We start from the raw sequence: 18182 nt of genomic DNA, 5'->3' as shown, positions 1-18182 counted from the left end.
AATTAGAGCACTTCATCCACAAAAGCGCGGAGAAGTTTCTCGAGGTTTACGGCGGCAATTGCACCATATTCCATGGTTTCATGGTGGGTGAGTTCCGCCTGCATGCCTGCCGCCAGATTGGTGATGGAGCTGATGCCCACAACCTTCATGCCGCCATGTTTGGCCACAAGGCACTCCGGCACGGTAGACATGCCAACCGCGTCCGCGCCCAACACCTTGAACGCGCGGATCTCTGCCGGTGTTTCAAAGTTCGGGCCTTTGGCCATCAGGTACACACCGTCGTGCAGGTCGATGTTCAGGCTGGTGGCGCATTTGTGAAGCTTTTTGGTGAGCTTTTTGTTCCATGCCTCGGTCACATCCGGGAAACGCGGGCCGAAGCGGTCATCGTTCACGCCCACAAGCGGGTTGAAGCCTGAGAAATTGATGTGGTCCGTAATCGCCATCAGGCTGCCCGGCCCAACTTCCACGCGTAGGCTGCCCGCTGCGTTGGTGAGCACCAGGATTTCAACACCCAGCGCCCATAGAACACGTGTTGCAAAACCAACTTTCTCTTCAGAATGCCCTTCATAAGCATGGGCGCGGCCCTGCATGCAAATAACCGCTTTGCCACCAAGCCTGCCAATCAGCATGCGGCCCGCATGGCCTTCCACCGTTGGTTTTGGGAAACCGGGCAGGTCAGCATATGAAAAAACCGTGGCATCTTCGATGGCATCGGCGAGGCTGTTCAGGCCGCTTCCGAGCACCATCGCGAGTGTTGGCATCTCACCGCTGAAACGTTCACGAATAAAACCTGCACAGGTTTGCACGTCCTCAAAGCTCATTACTTTTCCCCTTGGCTTGCCCCGTTCAGCAGGCTTGATCAGACTTCAATCTCGGGCAGAACAAGGCCCTTGTGGTTTTTGATTTCTTCTTTGGTCATGTCCGAAAGTTCATGAGGGAACACAAGCCAGTCGTCAGTTTCATGACAATAGAAATCAGGCACCAGATTGGTGACGTTCCGCTCAGGCTTATAAAATACGGTCGCGATCTTGATCACTTCGGGCGTATTGCGGCGGCATTTGGCCTTGAGGTGGTTGACGATTGCATCAATCGAGCGGCCACTATCGAACACATCGTCAACGATCAGAAGGCTGTCTTCTGCGTTGATGTTGTTGATGATGTATTCAAGGCCGTGAACCTTCACTTCTTTTTGCTGCTGCATACCAATGTAGCTAGAGGTGCGGATGGCGATATGGTCGGTGTGCACACCGTAATAATCCATGATCTCCTGCACAGCGATGCCGGTTGGGGTACCGCCACGCCAAACGCCAACAATAAATTTTGGCCGGAAATCGCTTTTCAGGATTTGAATGCCAAGCTGGAACGAATCGTCCAGGAGTTCCTGTGCGGTTACATATTTTTTGGTAACGCTCATACTTCTTAAGCCCCTTTGGTTCCAAACAGTCGGTCGCCAGCATCGCCAAGGCCGGGCACGATATAGGCTTTTTCATTCAGCCTTTCATCAATCGCGCCGGTAACAACAGGCACGTCCGGGTGCGCTTCAGTGAAGGTTTTGATGCCTTCTGGTGCCGCCAGCAGGCAGACAAATTTGATGTCGACAGCGCCAGCGTCCTTGATTTCCTGAACAGCCCGAACTGCTGAATGACCGGTTGCCAGCATGGGGTCCAGGACCACATTCAACCGGTCTGTCAGATCGTTTGGTACTTTAAAGAAATATTTCGTGGGTTGAAGCGTTTCTTCATCACGCGCGAGGCCAATCTGGCCAACACGCGCGCTAGGCACCAAGTCCAGCATGGGGCCAAGGAGGCCATCGCCCGCCCTCAGTACCGAGATGAAGGTCAGCTTCTTGCCCGCAAGCACAGGCGCTTCTGTGGTGCAGATCGGCGTATCAATCTGGATTTTGCCTAGGGGCAAATCCCTGAGCGCCTCATAGCCTAAAAAGAGGCCAATCTCACGCAGAAGCTTTCTAAACTCCGCTGTACTCGCTTCCTTGCGCCGCATCAGCGTAAGCTTGTGCTGAACCAGAGGATGGTCCACCACCGTAACATTTTGGGTCATTCTTCAGACTCCGTCACCAACCGGAAATGTCCATTTCATAGGGGCATGGGCCGCAAATGTCGACCTAATCTTGACCAAAACGTCAAAAATGGTTGACCCACCGGTCCTGCTCTGGTTCCCTTGCGCCGATCCACAATATAAGGGCATAAATGTAGACGCAATTTTCCGCTCAACTTTATGCTGTCTGGGAGTGACAAATACATGACTAATTCGGTGAAGGCATTTTGCTTGAAAGCGCTGGCCTTGGGGGCGATGGCTGCGTGGGCCACAGTGGGTGCTGTTCAGGCGGCTGAGGTTCAGCCTGTGCTTCTCTATGATATTGGCGGTAAGTTCGATAAATCCTTCAACGAGGCGGCCTATGTGGGGGCTGCACGCTTCAAGGAAGAAACAGGCGCGGATTTCCGCGACTTCGAGCCTTCCAGCGAAACTCAGTATGAGCAAGCGCTCAAGCGTTTTGCCCGCCGTAAAGCAGACCTTATTGTGGCCGTAGGGGTTGGATACTCCGTGGCTGTGCGTAACGTAGCGAGCCAGTATCCGGACGTGAAATTCACGGTGATCGATGCGATCATTGATCTCCCCAACGTGCAGTCCATCACCTTTAAAGAAAACGAAGGTTCCTTCCTTGTGGGCATGATCGCGGCGATGAAAAGCGAATCAGGCACCGTAGGTTTTATCGGTGGTATGGATATTCCGCTCATCCGTCGGTTTGAACAGGGCTACCGCGAAGGCATCGCCTATGTGCGCGATGACATGACGATTATTGAGAACTATGTCGGCACTACCCCGAGCGCATGGAATGACCCTATTAAGGCGTCTGAGATGGCGCGCAGCCAATATGCCAGAGGTGCTGATATTATCTTCTCCGCTGCTGGTCCGTCTGGTCTTGGTGTTATTCAGGCCGCGAAAGACAGCGGCAAGCTCGCGATCGGTGTAGACAGCAACCAGAACCATGTGGCGCCTGGCTCGGTTCTTACCAGCATGCTCAAGCGGGTTGACCTTGCGGTTTATACTGCAATGAAAGAAGTGAGCGAAGGCGCATGGCAGCCCGGTCACCGCGTGATGGGGCTTGAGGCTGGCGGTGTGGATTATGCTGTTGATGAGCATAACCAGAGTTTGATCACTGAAGAGATGAAAACCGCGCTTGAGGCTGCCCGCGCAGCTATTATCAGCGGTGAAATCTCTGTTGGTGATGTCGCTGGCAGCAACTCCGGTCACTAGAGTTTAAGGCAGGCACCTACTCCCATGACCCAGATGTTGGCTATAGAAACCAGAGAGCTTTCTAAACATTTTGGGGATGTGCGCGCGAATGATGGCCTGTCGCTACATGTGGCGAAGGGCACAGTTCACGGCATTGTTGGCGAAAATGGCGCCGGTAAATCGACCCTTCTCAAGATGCTGTTCGGCTTCTATCAGCCAGACAGCGGCGACATTCTGGTAGACGGCAAGCATAGCCATTTCCCGAACCCCATGGCGGCCATGGCCGCGGGTATTGGCATGGTCCACCAGCACTTCATGCTGGTGGAACCTTTTACGGTTTTAGAGAATATCATCCTTGGTGCTGAAGGCGCATCAAACCTGCACATTGCCAAAGCAGCCGCGCGCGAAAAGTTGAAAACGCTTGAAAGTAAGTTCGGCTTTGACCTGCCGTTTGATGAGCCTGTTGAAAATCTCTCCGTTGGTGTGCGCCAGCGGGCTGAGATACTGAAAGCCCTCTACAAAGGTGCGGAAACACTCATCCTTGATGAACCCACTGCGGTGCTGACCCCACAGGAAACCGAACAGCTTTTTGAGCTTATCCGCCAACTTAAAGCACAAGGGAAAACGGTTCTTTTCGTAACCCATAAGCTTCATGAGATCATGGCGATTACAGACGATGTGACCGTGATGCGGGCAGGTAAGATTGTGGCGCTCAAAAAAACAGCGGAGACCTCGGCATCCGAGCTTGCGGAGTTGATGGTTGGGGCAAAAATCGCCCGCGCTGCGAGCCGGACGGAGGTCTCCGGCCACCCGGTTCGTCTGTCGCTTGAGGGTGTTTCGGCGTCGGATGACAGAGGCCACCATGCCTTGAAGGCTGTATCGCTTGAAGTACGCGACGGTGAGGTTCTGGGTATCGCCGGTGTGGCGGGCAATGGGCAGACCGAACTTCTGGAAGTGATCACTGGGCTGCGCGCGGTGAACGAAGGGACAGTGACTTATGGCGATAAAATAATCGCTGACAGCACCACAACCACTGACCCGATAACTCTTCGGCGTATGGGTATGGCACATGTGGCGGAAGATAGGCTGAAAACCGGTGTGGTGGAAAGCATGTCTGCGCGGGAAAACGCAATTCTAGGGTACCAGCGGGAGAGTGATTTTTCTCATCGCGGTCTCTTGAAGCTGAAGGATATCGCGGCCATAGCCGCCAGCTATTTTGAAAGCCAGGACGTGCGGCCGCGCAATCCAAACCTTGCTATCGGGTCATTCTCTGGCGGAAACCAGCAAAAGCTTGTGATCGCACGCGAGATTGCGCGAGACCCGCAGCTTATGGTTATCGGCCAGCCTACGCGGGGTGTCGATATCGGCGCTGTAACCAGGATTCATGACCAGATCACTACACTCAGGAACTCAGGCAAAGCCATTCTGGTGGTTTCGGCCGACCTTGATGAGTTGCTCGCGATTTCTGATCGTATCGCTGTCATGTGCGAGGGTGAGATTGTTGGTACGCTAAAGGTCGAGGATGCGGACGAGCAAACCTTGGGCCTGATGATGGCGGGCGAAAAAAGGATGACCGGCTAATGGCGCGCGCATCCAAATTGCCATTGTGGGCAGAAGCGGGCCTGTTGCCCGCGCTGAACCTGCTCGCGGCGTTCATCGTCTCTGGTCTTGTGATCTGGGGGTTGGGTGAGGATCCCTTCTATGCTCTTTCCTTGATGTGGGAAGGAGCCTTTGGTTTTGAAGAGGCCACGGGTTACACCTTCTATTATGCCACCAATTTTGTCTTCACGGGGCTCGCGGTTTCCGTCGCTTATCACGCGGGGCTTTTCAATATCGGTGGTGAAGGGCAGGCGATGCTCGGTGGCCTCGGCCTGACGCTCGCGGTCTTTATGGTGGGTGGCGACGCACCGATGCTTGCGGCCTTCGCAGGTATCATCGGGGCCGCGCTATTCGGGGCGGCTTGGGCTTTTATCCCGGCATGGTTACAGGCCAAACGGGGCAGCCATATTGTTATCACCACCATCATGTTCAATTTTATCGCGTCGGCGCTTCTCGCCTACCTGCTCGTCGGCCCACTACAGCGCCCGGGCGGCCAGATGCCTGAGAGCGCGGACTTCCCCGAAGGCGCAAGCCTTACCCCCATGCATGAGCTTTTTGGTGCGTTTGGGATAAGCTTTGAAGAAAGCCCGCTGAATGTTTCAGCTCTTATTGCGCTTCTTTGTGTGTTGGCGGTCTGGTTTGCGCTCAACCGCACACGGTTTGGATATGAGTTGCGGGTTGTTGGCAAAAACCACAGTGCCGCGCGTTTTGCAGGTGTGCCGGTGGCGCGCATGACCATTGTTGCGATGATGGTCTCGGGCGCGCTTGCGGGCATGATGGGGCTGAATGAGATATTGGGTGAGCAGCACCGCCTGATCGGTAACTTCACGCTTGGTTACGGTTTTGTGGGGATTGCCGTGGCGTTTATGGGGCGCAACCATCCTGTCGGTATTGTGCTTGCTGCTATCCTTTTTGGGGCCTTGTATCAGGGCGGCGCGGAGTTGGCATTTGAAATGCCGAATATTACCCGTGACTTGATCGTGATGATCCAGGGGTTGGTGATCCTGTTCGCCGGGGCGATGGAACATTTGTTCAGAGACCCGATTGAACGCCTGTTCCTGCGGTTCGAGAGGAAGGCGGCATGATCGAGTTTTTGACCGACCTGACGCTCCTTGTCGATAGCACGCTGCGTACAGCAACCCCGCTGGTGCTGGCCGGTCTCGCTGGTCTTGTAGCTGAGCGCGCGGGCATCGTCGATATTGGCCTTGAGGGTAAAATGCTTGGGGCTGCGTTTGCCGCCGCCGCTGCGGCCGCTGTCACAGGTTCGCCGTGGGCGGGGCTTGTGGCTGGTGTGCTGGCATCCGTTATGCTGGCGCTTATCCATGGATATGTTTCGATCGCGCAGCGCGGTAATCAGATCGTCTCTGGCATGGCGATTAACATCGCGGTTGCGGGCCTCGCGCCCACGCTCGCGAACTTCTGGTTCCATCAGGGTGGTCAGACCCCGCTTCTGGGTGATGAAGCACGCTTCAGTGCGATCAAGTGGCCGTTTGCGGAAAGCCTGCATGACGTGCCGGTCGTTGGCCAGCTATATAGCGAGATCATATCGGGCCACAATCTCATTACCTATATGACGGTCTTCATCATTCCGTTGATTGCATGGATGCTTTACCGCACGCGCTTTGGTTTGCGGCTTCGTGCGGTGGGAGAAAACCCCGAAGCGGTTGACACGGCGGGCATATCTGTCACCAAACTGCGCTATCAGGCGATGCTAATTGCAGGCGTGCTGTGTGGCCTTTCCGGTGTTGTACTATCGACCGGCATGGGCGCAGCGTTCATTCGTGATATGTCTGCAGGCAAAGGCTATCTGGCGCTAGCCGCGATGATTTTCGGCCGTTGGAAGCCAGTGCCAACCTTGCTAGCTTGTTTGCTTTTTGGCTTCGTTGATGCCCTTCAGGGACGCCTGCAGGGGGAAAGCCTGCCCCTGATTGGTGAGGTGCCGGTACAGTTTACCATCATGCTGCCCTATGTGCTCACGGTCATCATCCTTGCCGGTTTTGCGGGCAAGATGGACGCGCCAAAAGCAAGTGGCATACCCTATGAGAAGGATCATTAGGCATGGCGGATGTGAGTAAGCTGATAGATGCAGCGCTTGAAGCGCAGGCGAAAGCCTATGCGCCATATTCCCGCCACCCGGTTGGCGCGGCGCTCCTCACAACCGGTGGTGTGGTAGTTTCGGGCTGCAATGTCGAGAACGCAGCCTATCCGCTCAGCTTTTGTGCGGAAGCCAATGCCATCGGTAACATGGTCATGCAGGGTGCAAACCAGATCAAGCATATCGTGATCGCCGGGCCAGGCACGCATGTATGCACCCCGTGTGGCGGTTGCAGGCAGCAGATACGCGAGTTTGCGGGCCAGGCTGGTGCACCTGTCACAATTGTTGACCACAAAGGCACCGTATTGTTGGAAACCACGAGCGCAGAGCTGTTGCCGCACTCGTTCGGGCCTGAAAACCTTTCTGAATAACCAGAACGCTGAGAAGCAGAGGAAGTGTGATGAGTGAAGCTGGCACCTTTTTGCCGCAAGAAGTGATCCGGACCAAGCGGGACGGTGGCGTCATTGCTGATGCTGATATCAAACGCTTTGTGGCGGGCATCACCGACGGCAGCGTGACTGACGGGCAGGTAGCGGCCCTTGGTATGGCCGTTTTCTTCAATGGCATGACACCGGAAGAGGGGGCCGCGCTCACGCTTGCCATGCGTGACAGTGGTGACGTGATGAAATGGACCGAGCTTGGCTTTGAAGCTGGCGCTCCCATTGTTGATAAACACTCAACAGGCGGCGTGGGCGATAAGGTCAGCTTGATGCTGGCGCCGATTGTTGCTGCGTGCGGCGGCTATGTGCCGATGATCTCGGGTCGGGGCTTGGGCCATACAGGTGGTACGCTCGATAAACTTGAGGCGATACCGGGCTATGATCCATACCCCAGCATCAAAAAGTTTGCGGAAATCGTCAAGACGGTTGGCTGTTCGATTATCGGCCAAACTGGTGATCTGGCCCCTGCTGACAAACGCTTCTACAGCATCCGTGACGTTACCGCGACCGTGGAAAGTATCCCGCTGATCACGGCTTCCATCCTGTCCAAAAAGCTATCTGCCGGGCTCAATGCGCTGGTTATGGATGTGAAGTTTGGCAATGGTGCTTTCATGGATAGTTATGAAAAGGCGGAAGAGCTGGCCCGGAACATTGTGCGGGTTGCCGGTGCGGCGGGGGTGCCAACCACGGCGCTTTTGACCGATATGAACCAGGTCCTTGGCCGCACAGCGGGCAATGCCGTTGAAATTTTTGAGACGATTGAGTTTTTGGTGAACCCGAAAGCGGCTGACCGGCGGCTCGTTGATATCACGCTTGATCTGGCCGCGCATATGCTCAGCCTATCTGGCGCGCAACCGAACTTCGATGTTGCGCGTGACAAGGCCGCCGTCGCCTTGATGCGCGGCGATGCAGCAGCCCTGTTTGAGAAGATGGTGGCCGCACAAGGTGGCCCCGCTGATCTTTTTGAAAAACGGGATAATCACCTGAAGCTCTCGTCAGTTGTGAAACCGGTTCTTGCTGGCAAAGCCGGGCATGTTGCTGCGATGGATACGCGCGCGATTGGCATGGCCGTTGTGGCGCTTGGTGGCGGGCGCACCAACCCGTCGCAGGCGGTTGATCACAGCGTTGGTTTCACGGAAATTTGTCAGATTGGCGATAGCGTGCAGGCGGACCAACCGCTCGCGATGGTGTATGCTCGGTCTGAAGCCGAGGCTGAAGACGCAGTCAACCGGTTCCGGACCGCCGTGACGATATCCGAGGCCGCAGTGAACGCAGGCCCTATCGTCGCGCAAACAATCGGAGAATAGTGATGGCACGGGCCTTTATTTTGGTTCTGGACAGTTTTGGTATTGGCGCCGCTCCTGACGCAGAGAAGTTTGGCGATGTGGGTGCTGATACGCTTGGCCATATCGCAGACTGGTGCGCGGCCGGAAAAACTGCTCCTGAGCGCCCCGTGGCTGGTCCGTTATCACTTCCCAATATGGCGCGCCTCGGCCTTGGTAAAGCGGCAGAGCTCGCGACAGGCGAAGAGCCCAAGGGGCTGGAGCTGACGGGTGATATAACCGGCATGTATGCCGCGTGTGCGGAACGGTCTTTTGGAAAGGACACACCTTCTGGGCACTGGGAGATGGCAGGTGTGCCGGTTGAGTTTGACTGGGGATATTTTGAGCAAAAATACCCTAGCTTCCCGGAAAAACTTCTGGCTGAGCTGGTTGAGCGCTGTGGTTTGCCTGGCGTGATTGGTAACAAGGCTGCGTCTGGCACCGTGATTTTGGAAGAACTGGGGGACGAGCATATCCGCACCGGCAAGCCGATCGTCTATACCTCGGCCGACAGCGTGTTTCAGATCGCGGCGCATGAAGAGCATTTTGGCCTTGACCGGCTTTATGAGGTTTGTGCGGTCGCGCGTGAGCTGGTTGACGAGTATAATATTGGCCGTGTGATTGCGCGTCCTTTTGTTGGAGAGGATGGGCAGTTTGAGCGTACAGGTAACCGTCGTGACCTCGCCACGCCCCCTCACAAACCTACGCTCCTGGAGAAGCTGGAAGACGCGGGCCGGGAGGTTATCTCCGTTGGCAAGATCGCGGATATCTTTGCGCATCGCGGCCTTACGCAGAAGGTGAAAGCAAATGGGCTTGACGGGCTTTTTGACGTGTCGCTCGAGAAGCTTGAAAACGCGCCCGACGGCTCGCTGACATTCGTAAACTTTGTCGACTTCGATCAGTCTTTTGGCCATCGCCGCAATGTGGCGGGATATGCGGCGGCGCTTGAGTATTTCGACGGGCGCCTGCCTGAATTTCTGCGCGGTATGAAAGATGATGATGTTGTTATCCTGACTGCTGACCACGGCTGCGACCCTACCTGGCCGGGCAGCGACCATACGCGCGAGCACGTGCCCTTCGTGGCTTATGGGCCAAAGTTGCGGCCCGGTAGCCGAGGTGTTCGCAAAAGCTTTGCTGACATCGGGCAGAGTGTGGCGCAGCACCTGGGCATTGCCGCGCTCGAAGACGGCGAAAACGCATTCTAGAAACTCATACTGAATAGATGAATAAGGGGAGCAAGGGGTATGTTGCGCAAACTGTTTTGTGGGCTGATGCTGGTGGCGGGCCTTTCCGTCTCCGTCAGTGCTTATGGACCAACGGGGCACCGGGTCATTGCTGAACTGGCCTCGCGTCATCTGACGCCCGAGGCTGAGGCTGCCGTGAAGTCCTTGCTCGGCAACGAGTTTATGGCGGAAGCGGCAAACTGGCCTGACGAAATGCGTTCAAACCCAGATGCTTTCTGGCGGCGGGAATCCCAGACCTATCACTATATCAACCTGCCGGACGGCGTGACCTATGAAGAGAGCGTGAAAAACCCGGCGGGTGATGCGCTCACGGCGCTTGCGATGTATAGTGAAAAGGTGAAGGACGAGAGTCTATCCCTTGAAGAACGCCAGCTCGCACTTCGTTTCATCATTCACATTGTGGGCGATTTGCACCAGCCCCTTCATGCTGGCCGTGCGGAAGACTGGGGCGGAAACCGCATTGACGTTGTGTGGTTCGAGGAGATGAGCAACCTTCACAAAGTGTGGGATGAAGACCTGATCGACTACAAGCTGCTCTCCTTCAGTGAGTGGGTGCGGTTCCTTGAGCCAAAAATTACGCCTGAGCAGATTACAGAGTGGCAGGGCGCAGAGCCCATCGATTGGGTGCGGGAGCTGATTGCCATGCGCGCGGATATCTATAATGTGGGCAATGCTATCTTCAGCTACGACTATGTTTACAAATACACGCCGGTGATCAAATCACAGCTCTCCAAGGGCGGCATTCGTCTGGCGGGGTATCTGAACCAGTTGTTCGCTAAAGCAGAATAATTGAGGAATAAATTCCCGCACGAATACTAAACGATTCGCATATCGGTGTGAATGGAGGGTGCAATGAGCGCCCTCTTTGTTGTTTTTGGGCCACAGTTTTGGATGAAAGCGAAAGCGCTGAAATCCTTGAAAAGTGGCGGCGCTGTGCCATTTCCGTCACTTATTCAATGTTTGCGACTGCCATAAATCGCAGCCTTCCAATGAATCTTGACACTTTCGTCAAAAAACTGAAAAAAACGCGGCATAAAAGTCATGCGACGCAGCGTTTGTGCCGAGCTGCAGCCCGACTTGACCTTTCAGTCAGGATTTGGTTGTTTCTATCGGCATGTTCTGTGTGTGAGACTTTTTTTAAAACAGCGAATTAGTCGTTCAGTGCCGGGATCGAAGGGGGCCCTTCCAGTAGATACATCGGCACGTTAATGGAGCTTAGGGAATGAAACGCCAAATGAGAGCTGCTCTTTGCAGTAGCGTTGCACTGGCCGCAATGGCGGTAAGTGTGCCTGTAATCGCGCAGGAAATTACATCCTCGATCCGTGGTACGGTCGTTGATGCCTCCGGGAACCCACTTTCCGGGATCGAAGTAACTGTTGTACACGTTCCATCCGGGTCGCGCGGTACATACACTACCAACAACTCAGGTGCGTTTCTTGCGCGCGGCCTGCGCCCAGGTGGCCCATACAACGTAACTGTGGCCGCATCCGGCAACTACCAAGGCCAGTCGTTTGAAGGTTTGAACCTCAATGTAAGCGAGCCACTTCCGCTGACTATTCCTCTGGTGGCATCGGGTGCCAGCGTTGAAGAGATTGAAGTTGTTGCGAACCGTATCGCAGCGATCCGCTCCGGTGGTTCTTCTTCATATGGCGCTGAGATGATTGACAAGATGCCGTCGATCGGTCGCGACCTTAAAGACACCATGCGTGCAAACCCATTCGTTTCCATCGACAGCGGCAGCAATGATGCGCTCTCAATCGGTGGTGCAAACAACCGTTTCAACAGCTTGACTGTTGACGGTATCCGCCAGGATGATGATTTCGGTCTGAACGGTAACGGTTACCCAACTCAGCGTTCCCCAATCTCTGTGGATGCGGTTGAACAGGTTAGCGTTTCTCCAGCGCCGTTTAACGTAGAGTTCAACAAATTCACAGGCGGTCAGATCAACGTTGTAACCAAATCCGGTACCAACGAATTCCACGGCACTGCCTTCTATCAGTACCGTGACGACAGCCTTGCAGGCGACAAGTCTGTAACAGCTGACGGTGAAGACCGTGATGTTGACCTCGGCGTGTTCGAAAACAAATTCTGGGGCGCGACCCTCGGCGGGCCAATCATTAAAGACAAGCTCTTCTTCTTTGGTTCTTACGAGAAGTATAAAGGTTCCACTCCCGATACAACCACTTACAGCATTCTCGAAGCTGACATTGACCGGGTTGATCAGATTGCTTCGTCACAATACGGCATTGACAACATGCACGGCGGCGATAACGCAATCACCGAAGCAGACGAGAAGATTTTCTTCAAGCTCGACTGGAACATCAACGATAACCACCGTGCGTTTGCTTCTTACCAGTATACTGACGGTAACCAGCTTTCTCAGACCGACCATGGCGGCAACCGTTTTGGCTACTTGTCACACCACTATAACCGTTCTGAAAAGCTGCAAGCTTATAACTTCCAGGTCTTCTCTGACTGGTCAGACAATTTCTCAACCGAACTTAAACTTGGTTACAAGAAAAACGAAACCGGCCAGATTGGTTTGGCGCTTGACCAAGGCATTGGTGAAGTTCAGGTGCGCACAAGCGGTGGCACCATCTACATGGGTATCGATGACAGCCGCCACTCAAACGCGCTGAACAACAAAACATGGCAGGCTAAACTGAAAGCTGACTATGTAAGCGGCGATCACACGATCACAGCCGGTTATGAGTATGATGCGGTTGACGTGTTTAACCTGTTTATTCAGCGTACACGTGGTATCTGGCAGTTTAACAGCATCGACGAGTTCGAAGCTGGCACACCTGCAACCTTCTCCTACCAGAACGCTGCGACAAACAACGCAGATGACGGTGCAGCTTCCTTTAAGCTTGCGACACACACGCTCTACCTACAAGATCGTTGGGACATGAGCGACAAGCTGACCCTTACGGGTGGTGTGCGTTTTGACTTCTGGAAAACCAATGACGCACCAGCGCTCAACCAGAACTTCGTTGACCGCAACGGTTTTGCCAACACAGCGACGCTTGACGGCAAGAGCATCATCCAGCCACGTTTTGCGTTCACTTATGATCTCGACGACAAAACAACACTCCGTGGTGGCTTCGGTCGTTTCGCCGGTGGTGACCCGCTTGTGTGGGTTTCAAACGCTTACTCGCTTGATGGTGTGACGACGCTGACGTACTTCACCAATGACGGTGACCTGATCGCTAACCCTGATTTCACTCAAGTTCCGCAGTTTGCACGTGACGGTCTCGGCGGTAACCCAGACGGTGGTGATGTTGCGGCAATCGACCCTGACTTCAAGATTCCGTCAACCTGGAAGTTCAACCTCGCGGTTGATCGCTACCTTGACCTTGGCGTACTTGGTGATGACTGGCACGTAACTCTTGAAGCGCTGTGGGCACGTTCACAAAACGCGGCTGACTGGAAAGAGCTGCGTCGTACCGTGGTTAACACTGCCGTGGATGGCTCGCCAATTTACAGCTCTACTCAGGGTTACGACATTCTGCTTACCAACGGCATCGAAGCGAAGTCTGAAACTTATGCTTTCTCCTTCGATAAGTCATGGGACAACGGTGTGTCGATCTTCGGTTCATACGCGTTCAACGACTCTGAAGTGGCGAACGAAGGTACAAGCTCGACAGCATCGTCGAACTATAACTATGCGGCTCACCTCGACCGTAACAACCGTCTGCGCGGTACATCCGTGTTTGAAACACGCCATCAGGTTAAACTTGGCCTGACCTACCAGAAAGCATTCTGGGGCGATAACTTCACCACTGTTGGTCTCTACTACCAAGGTCGTAGCGGCAAGCCATACTCCCTCGCGATGGACGAATATCTCCAGTTCGGTGGTTCAGGTTCTATCGATAGCGGCGACGGTCACCTGCTCTATGTACCAGCAGCAGGTGAAGCTGCACTGGCGGGTTCTGCGGCTGCGGCGACAGCGAAAGTTGTGTTCGCAAACGCAGGCGTACGTGATGCCTTCAACCAACTGGTTGACGACTTTGACCTGGAGCGTGGTAAGTCTGTAGCGCTGCAAAGCGAGCGTGGCCCATGGATCAACGATCTTGACCTGCGTATCGCACAGGAAGTTGGTGTTGGCTTTGGTAAAGTTGAGCTGTTCATGAACATGGAAAACGTTCTGAACTTCCTCAACAGCGCTTGGGGCGAAGCTTACGACTCTCAGTTCGGTCAGCAAGCTCTGGTGGATACCGTCGTTAACCCGACGACTGGTCAGATTGGTTACACCAACGTTGACAGTGCACCGTTCTACCGCTTCCAGAGTGCAAGCTCTGTTTGGGTTCTGCAAATTGGTGCGAAATACAAGTTCTAATCCTGAACTTGTAACCCCATACATGACGCCCGGGGGATTCTCCCGGGCGTTTTCTTTAGAGCCACATGTGCATAGACCTTTGTGTAGAAGTGTGGTTAAAGGTGGCCTCAGGGGGACCTATGACGGACAAAACAAAACAAGAAACCGGCCATAAAGCCGGCATCCGCCGAGAAAATGTAGCGAAGATACTGGTGGCGGCGGAAACAGTGTTTGCAGAGAAGGGCTTTAAGGGAGCAAGCGTTGGCTTGATCGCCGAACGGGCTGGTGTGCCTAAACCCAATGTCTACTATTACTTCGGCGCAAAAGAAGACCTTTACCGCCGGGTGATCGAGGGTGTGTGTTCTATCTGGTTGCATGCCGCAGATACATTCGACGAAACCGAAGACCCGGCGCAAGCGCTGCGCACCTATGTTGCTTCCAAGATGGATCTTGCCCGTTCGCGGCCGCATGGTTCCCGTTTGTGGGCCATCGAGATGGCATCCGGCGCACCGTTTTTGCAGGATTATCTTGTCGGCACGGTAAAGCCGTGGCTTGAAAGCCGTGAGCGCGTGCTGGAGCGTTGGATCGCCGAAGGCAAACTTGCGCCGGTGAAATCACGCTACTTGTTTTACATGATCTGGGCCACAACACAGCATTATGCAGATTTTGCGGCGCAGATTGATGTGATGAACGAGGGCGAGCCCTTGAATGATGCTCAGTTTGAGGAAGCCAAAGCCACAGTGATTGACCTTGTCCTTAAAAGTGTCGGGCTCAATTTAGCTGAAGCTGCTGCTTAAGAGATGCTAGTTTGACGCTTCACTGTTGATCGCTTTAACGAGTTGCTGTGCCGCTTCAAGCTGAAACGCTTTGGGCGGCATTGTGCCGTTTGGGGACGGTACTGGGCTCAAAAAACCATCCTCGAAAAGAAAATCAGCCCGCCGATCGTCCTCAATAACTGCGAAGCCGTTCGGGAAGGCATAACTACAGTTGCTGAGCAGTGTGGGGGTGTCGGTCGCCCGCTCTTGCTCTGCTCCCAATTCAGCGAGAATGAAGTCAGCAATGCCGAGCTGGCTTCCGGGGAGCGGCAGGTTTGATCCACCCATCACACCAAAAGGCACAATCATCTGCTCATCAGTAAGCGCGCTGGCGTGTCCCACCGTGCCGTGTTCAAAAACAGATTCGCCGTGGTCAGAGGTCACAACAACGAGCATATCCCGACCAGTTTCCCTCACAGCTTCCAGAAGCTTGCCAATCTCGGCGTCTGTGGCACGTACGGCGTTGCGGTAACTTTCCGGCGTACCGCCAACAAGGCCCGGCAGGGGGTCATTGTCACCATAAGGAAAATGGGCACCATTATAGTAAGCCAGGTGAAAGAAGGGCCGCTCCCCGGCTTTGCTAAGCATATCTATAGTTGTTTCGGTTACGAAACTATCTCGCTCTGCTGCCGTGCCGCTGCTGGCGATAGTTCTTTTCGCGGGGCTGAACAGAAGCGACGAAAGGTCGTACCAGTCAAGCGACAGGGCTTCAGCGCTTGAAAGTTTATAGCCCGCGCCCTCAAGCCAACTCATCAGGCCTGTGGGCGCCGCTGCGCGCCGCGCGGCCTCGTAGGCCGTGGGCAGTTTGCCCGTGAACATGCTGTACATGCTGAAGTGGGTGCAATTCGATGCGGCATAGTGATCAAGCGATAGCATGCCATAGCCCGCGAGCGCGGCGATATTTGGTGCGACGCCTGGGTCGGCTTTGATATCGGCCGCTCTTATGCTGTCCGCAATCACCATTAGAATGTTGCGCGGGCGGGTGACATTAAGATCGCGCGTTATCCGTTCGGGGGAGGCAACATCCGCGCGTGATAGGGCAAAAGGATTTAAGGGGCGGTCACCAAGAAAGGGGTGGAGCAACTTCTCTGCCCTGTAGGGATGCATGGCGGTGAAAAAGGGCAGCTTGCGCCGTGTTTCCATCACGTGAGTGTCGGCCTCGAAGTATAGGAGCGCGTAGGCCAGTTGGGATACGGTTGCGCCGATAATGGCCAAGGCTAGCGTTGGCCTGAGCGGTAGCCTCAGCGCTTTGCGTGGGCGTGCTCTCGCGAGTAGGAAACTGAACGCAATCAACGCGATCGGAGCAAGTACGGCGGTGAACGACAGGCCAATGTTCTGCCGCCACCCACTCTCGAACATCAGGCTAAGGGTGAAGCCGTTCAGGTGCAGGCCGGTTAGCTGCTGCACCAGTATCTCGGTTGCGAGAATGGCGGTGATTATGCTGAACAGGAATGATCCCGCCACAGGGTGTAACCTGCGGGCCGCCTCAAGCGCAAACAAAGTTGCGCTGGTAAGAAAAAGCCAATGCCCAAGCGCAAGTATGAGGTTGAGTGTCATGGAAAATGCTGGCGCGAGCGCAAACGAGATCAGCATTGTGGTAATGCCGATCTCAAACAGGCTTTGTCTGTCTTTTATTGGTGCCATAGGCCTCAAGTCGCTCAAAAGAAACGACTTTATGCTGGCAGAGAACGCGCCGGATTACCAGCGCGCATTGTGTTTATATGCCGTGAATTATTCCCTGGTGAGGTCCTCTGGTAGCTTTCTCCCACCCATATAGAAGAGATACCCTTTCACGAGGGCGATCATGGTGCCGATGGTGAGCGCGGTACGCAGCCCATCGACCCCTGTGCGCGCGAGTTCAAAATCGCTGATCGCACCCACAAGTACAGGGCCAAGGCCCATACCAATCAGGTTCAGAACAAAAAAGAGGATCGCAGACGACATGGCACGCATACGTGGGCTAACGAGCCGGTGCGTGACCGCGATGGCTGGCGCCAGATAGAAGGTGGATAGTATCACCACCACAAAATATGTGCCAAGCATGACGGCCCTGCTATCGGTATGATAGGTGACGAGCGCAAGCGGGATGGCACACACAGCGGATAGGCCAGGCAACCATAGGTACCACCGGGGGTCTTTTGCGCCAAACTTGTCGGTCAGGTATCCGCCAAGGAAGGTGCCAATCATGCCGCCGCCGCCAGCGAGTAACCCTAGAATGATACCTATATTCGAGAGCGAGATACCATGGTAGCGGATCATGAAACCGGGCATGAAGTTGCTGGTGCCGTAGCTGACGAATGCAGACATGGCACAGCCGAAAGCAATATAGGGAAATGACTTCAGCCCGAGCATGCTCTTGAAGGTATCTTTCATCGTGGGCTGAGCGGCGTCAGAGCCGGTGTCATATAGGCCGCGAGGCGGTTCTTTTACGGTGAAGCGCAGCAATAGAGCCAGCAGGATACCGGGAATGCCGACGATGAAAAAAGTCGTACGCCAGCCGTACATTTCGCCAAGAATACCACCTGAGGAATAGCCAATCATCACCCCCAGATATAACCCGGCAGAATAGATCGCGAGCGCTGTGGCGCGGCGTTTGGGTTCATACATATCCGAGATCATGGAATGTGCGGGCGGGCTGCCACCAGCTTCACCGACACCGACCCCCATACGAGCAAGCAAGAGCTGGAAGAAGTTCTGTGCCATACCGGAAAGCGCCGTCATGCCGCTCCAGACAGTCAGCGCGATGGCGATGATATTGCGCCGGTTGTGGCGGTCGGCCAGTCGGGCGATAGGGATACCCAGCGCAGTATAGAAGATCGCGAACGAGAAGCCAGATAGCAGCCCGAGTTGTGTATCGCTTAAATTAAGCTCTGCTTTCAGAAGTGGTTGCAGGATGACCAGGATTTGCCGGTCAATAAAGTTGAATGCGTATACAATTGTCAGGACCAGAAGCGTATATATCTTGGCATTTCTGGACATCTCGCTGACAAGCGGTACCCCTTTGGTGTCTTTCATCTATCTCCCCTCGGGTTTGGATACCACTTGCATACGATGCATCTGGACCTTGGTATCCGCTCGCGCTTCCCCTCGCGCG

The 18182-nt window shown here is 54.6% G+C and carries 15 protein-coding genes; 10 read left to right on the top strand and 5 right to left on the bottom strand.

What is annotated here, in order from left to right:
* Positions 1-2: 2 nt before the first annotated feature.
* Genes ACN0XZ_RS11095 through upp form a run of 3 tightly spaced genes read right to left on the bottom strand, consistent with a single transcriptional unit; the run spans position 3 to position 2058 of the window.
* On the bottom strand, positions 3-821 hold the full coding sequence (locus ACN0XZ_RS11095) for a purine-nucleoside phosphorylase (RefSeq protein WP_417457827.1): 819 nt from the start codon (positions 819-821) through the stop codon (positions 3-5).
* Positions 822-859: 38 nt separating this feature from the next.
* On the bottom strand, positions 860-1414 hold the full coding sequence (locus ACN0XZ_RS11090) for a phosphoribosyltransferase (RefSeq protein ID WP_417457826.1): 555 nt from the start codon (positions 1412-1414) through the stop codon (positions 860-862).
* Between the two features lie 5 nt (positions 1415-1419).
* Positions 1420-2058, bottom strand: a complete 639-nt coding sequence (gene upp, locus ACN0XZ_RS11085) for a uracil phosphoribosyltransferase (RefSeq protein ID WP_417457825.1) — start codon at positions 2056-2058, stop codon at positions 1420-1422.
* A gap of 201 nt (positions 2059-2259) precedes the next feature.
* Here upp and ACN0XZ_RS11080 point away from each other — a divergent pair, with 201 nt between their 5' ends.
* From ACN0XZ_RS11080 to ACN0XZ_RS11035, 10 genes are all read left to right on the top strand, one after another.
* On the top strand, positions 2260-3276 hold the full coding sequence (locus ACN0XZ_RS11080) for a BMP family lipoprotein (protein ID WP_417457824.1): 1017 nt from the start codon (positions 2260-2262) through the stop codon (positions 3274-3276).
* 24 nt (positions 3277-3300) lie between these two features.
* Positions 3301-4836, top strand: a complete 1536-nt coding sequence (locus tag ACN0XZ_RS11075) for an ABC transporter ATP-binding protein (protein WP_417457823.1) — start codon at positions 3301-3303, stop codon at positions 4834-4836.
* A complete protein-coding gene (locus ACN0XZ_RS11070) occupies positions 4836-5939 on the top strand; it encodes an ABC transporter permease (RefSeq protein ID WP_417457822.1) in 1104 nt (367 codons plus the stop codon). Before ACN0XZ_RS11075 ends, ACN0XZ_RS11070 begins: the two co-directional genes overlap by 1 nt.
* On the top strand, positions 5936-6910 hold the full coding sequence (locus tag ACN0XZ_RS11065) for an ABC transporter permease (protein ID WP_417457821.1): 975 nt from the start codon (positions 5936-5938) through the stop codon (positions 6908-6910). The genes ACN0XZ_RS11070 and ACN0XZ_RS11065 overlap by 4 nt, the downstream gene beginning before the upstream one ends.
* Positions 6911-6912: 2 nt before the next feature.
* Positions 6913-7320 (top strand): cytidine deaminase, encoded by a 408-nt coding sequence (locus tag ACN0XZ_RS11060; protein WP_417457820.1) that lies wholly within the window; start codon positions 6913-6915, stop codon positions 7318-7320.
* Positions 7321-7349: 29 nt separating this feature from the next.
* On the top strand, positions 7350-8696 hold the full coding sequence (gene deoA, locus ACN0XZ_RS11055) for a thymidine phosphorylase (RefSeq protein ID WP_417457819.1): 1347 nt from the start codon (positions 7350-7352) through the stop codon (positions 8694-8696).
* A 2-nt stretch (positions 8697-8698) separates the two neighbouring features.
* Complete coding sequence (locus tag ACN0XZ_RS11050; protein WP_417457818.1) at positions 8699-9916, top strand: phosphopentomutase; 1218 nt, start codon at positions 8699-8701, stop codon at positions 9914-9916.
* Between the two features lie 39 nt (positions 9917-9955).
* Positions 9956-10744, top strand: a complete 789-nt coding sequence (locus ACN0XZ_RS11045; protein WP_417457817.1) for a S1/P1 nuclease — start codon at positions 9956-9958, stop codon at positions 10742-10744.
* Between the two features lie 433 nt (positions 10745-11177).
* The gene (locus ACN0XZ_RS11040; protein ID WP_417457816.1) at positions 11178-14294 is read left to right on the top strand and encodes a TonB-dependent receptor; all 3117 of its coding nucleotides are present in this window, start codon (positions 11178-11180) and stop codon (positions 14292-14294) included.
* Positions 14295-14413: 119 nt separating this feature from the next.
* On the top strand, positions 14414-15070 hold the full coding sequence (locus ACN0XZ_RS11035) for a TetR/AcrR family transcriptional regulator (RefSeq protein WP_417457815.1): 657 nt from the start codon (positions 14414-14416) through the stop codon (positions 15068-15070).
* Between the two features lie 6 nt (positions 15071-15076).
* Here ACN0XZ_RS11035 and ACN0XZ_RS11030 read toward each other — a convergent pair whose 3' ends face one another.
* On the bottom strand, positions 15077-16732 hold the full coding sequence (locus ACN0XZ_RS11030; RefSeq protein WP_417457813.1) for a sulfatase-like hydrolase/transferase: 1656 nt from the start codon (positions 16730-16732) through the stop codon (positions 15077-15079).
* A gap of 87 nt (positions 16733-16819) precedes the next feature.
* Complete coding sequence (locus tag ACN0XZ_RS11025; protein ID WP_417457812.1) at positions 16820-18103, bottom strand: spinster family MFS transporter; 1284 nt, start codon at positions 18101-18103, stop codon at positions 16820-16822.
* Positions 18104-18182 lie beyond the last annotated feature (79 nt).

It is taken from the genome of Kordiimonas sp. (assembly GCF_048264555.1).
Taxonomy (GTDB): domain Bacteria; phylum Pseudomonadota; class Alphaproteobacteria; order Sphingomonadales; family Kordiimonadaceae; genus Kordiimonas.
This window is presented reverse-complemented; position numbering and strand designations above follow the sequence as displayed.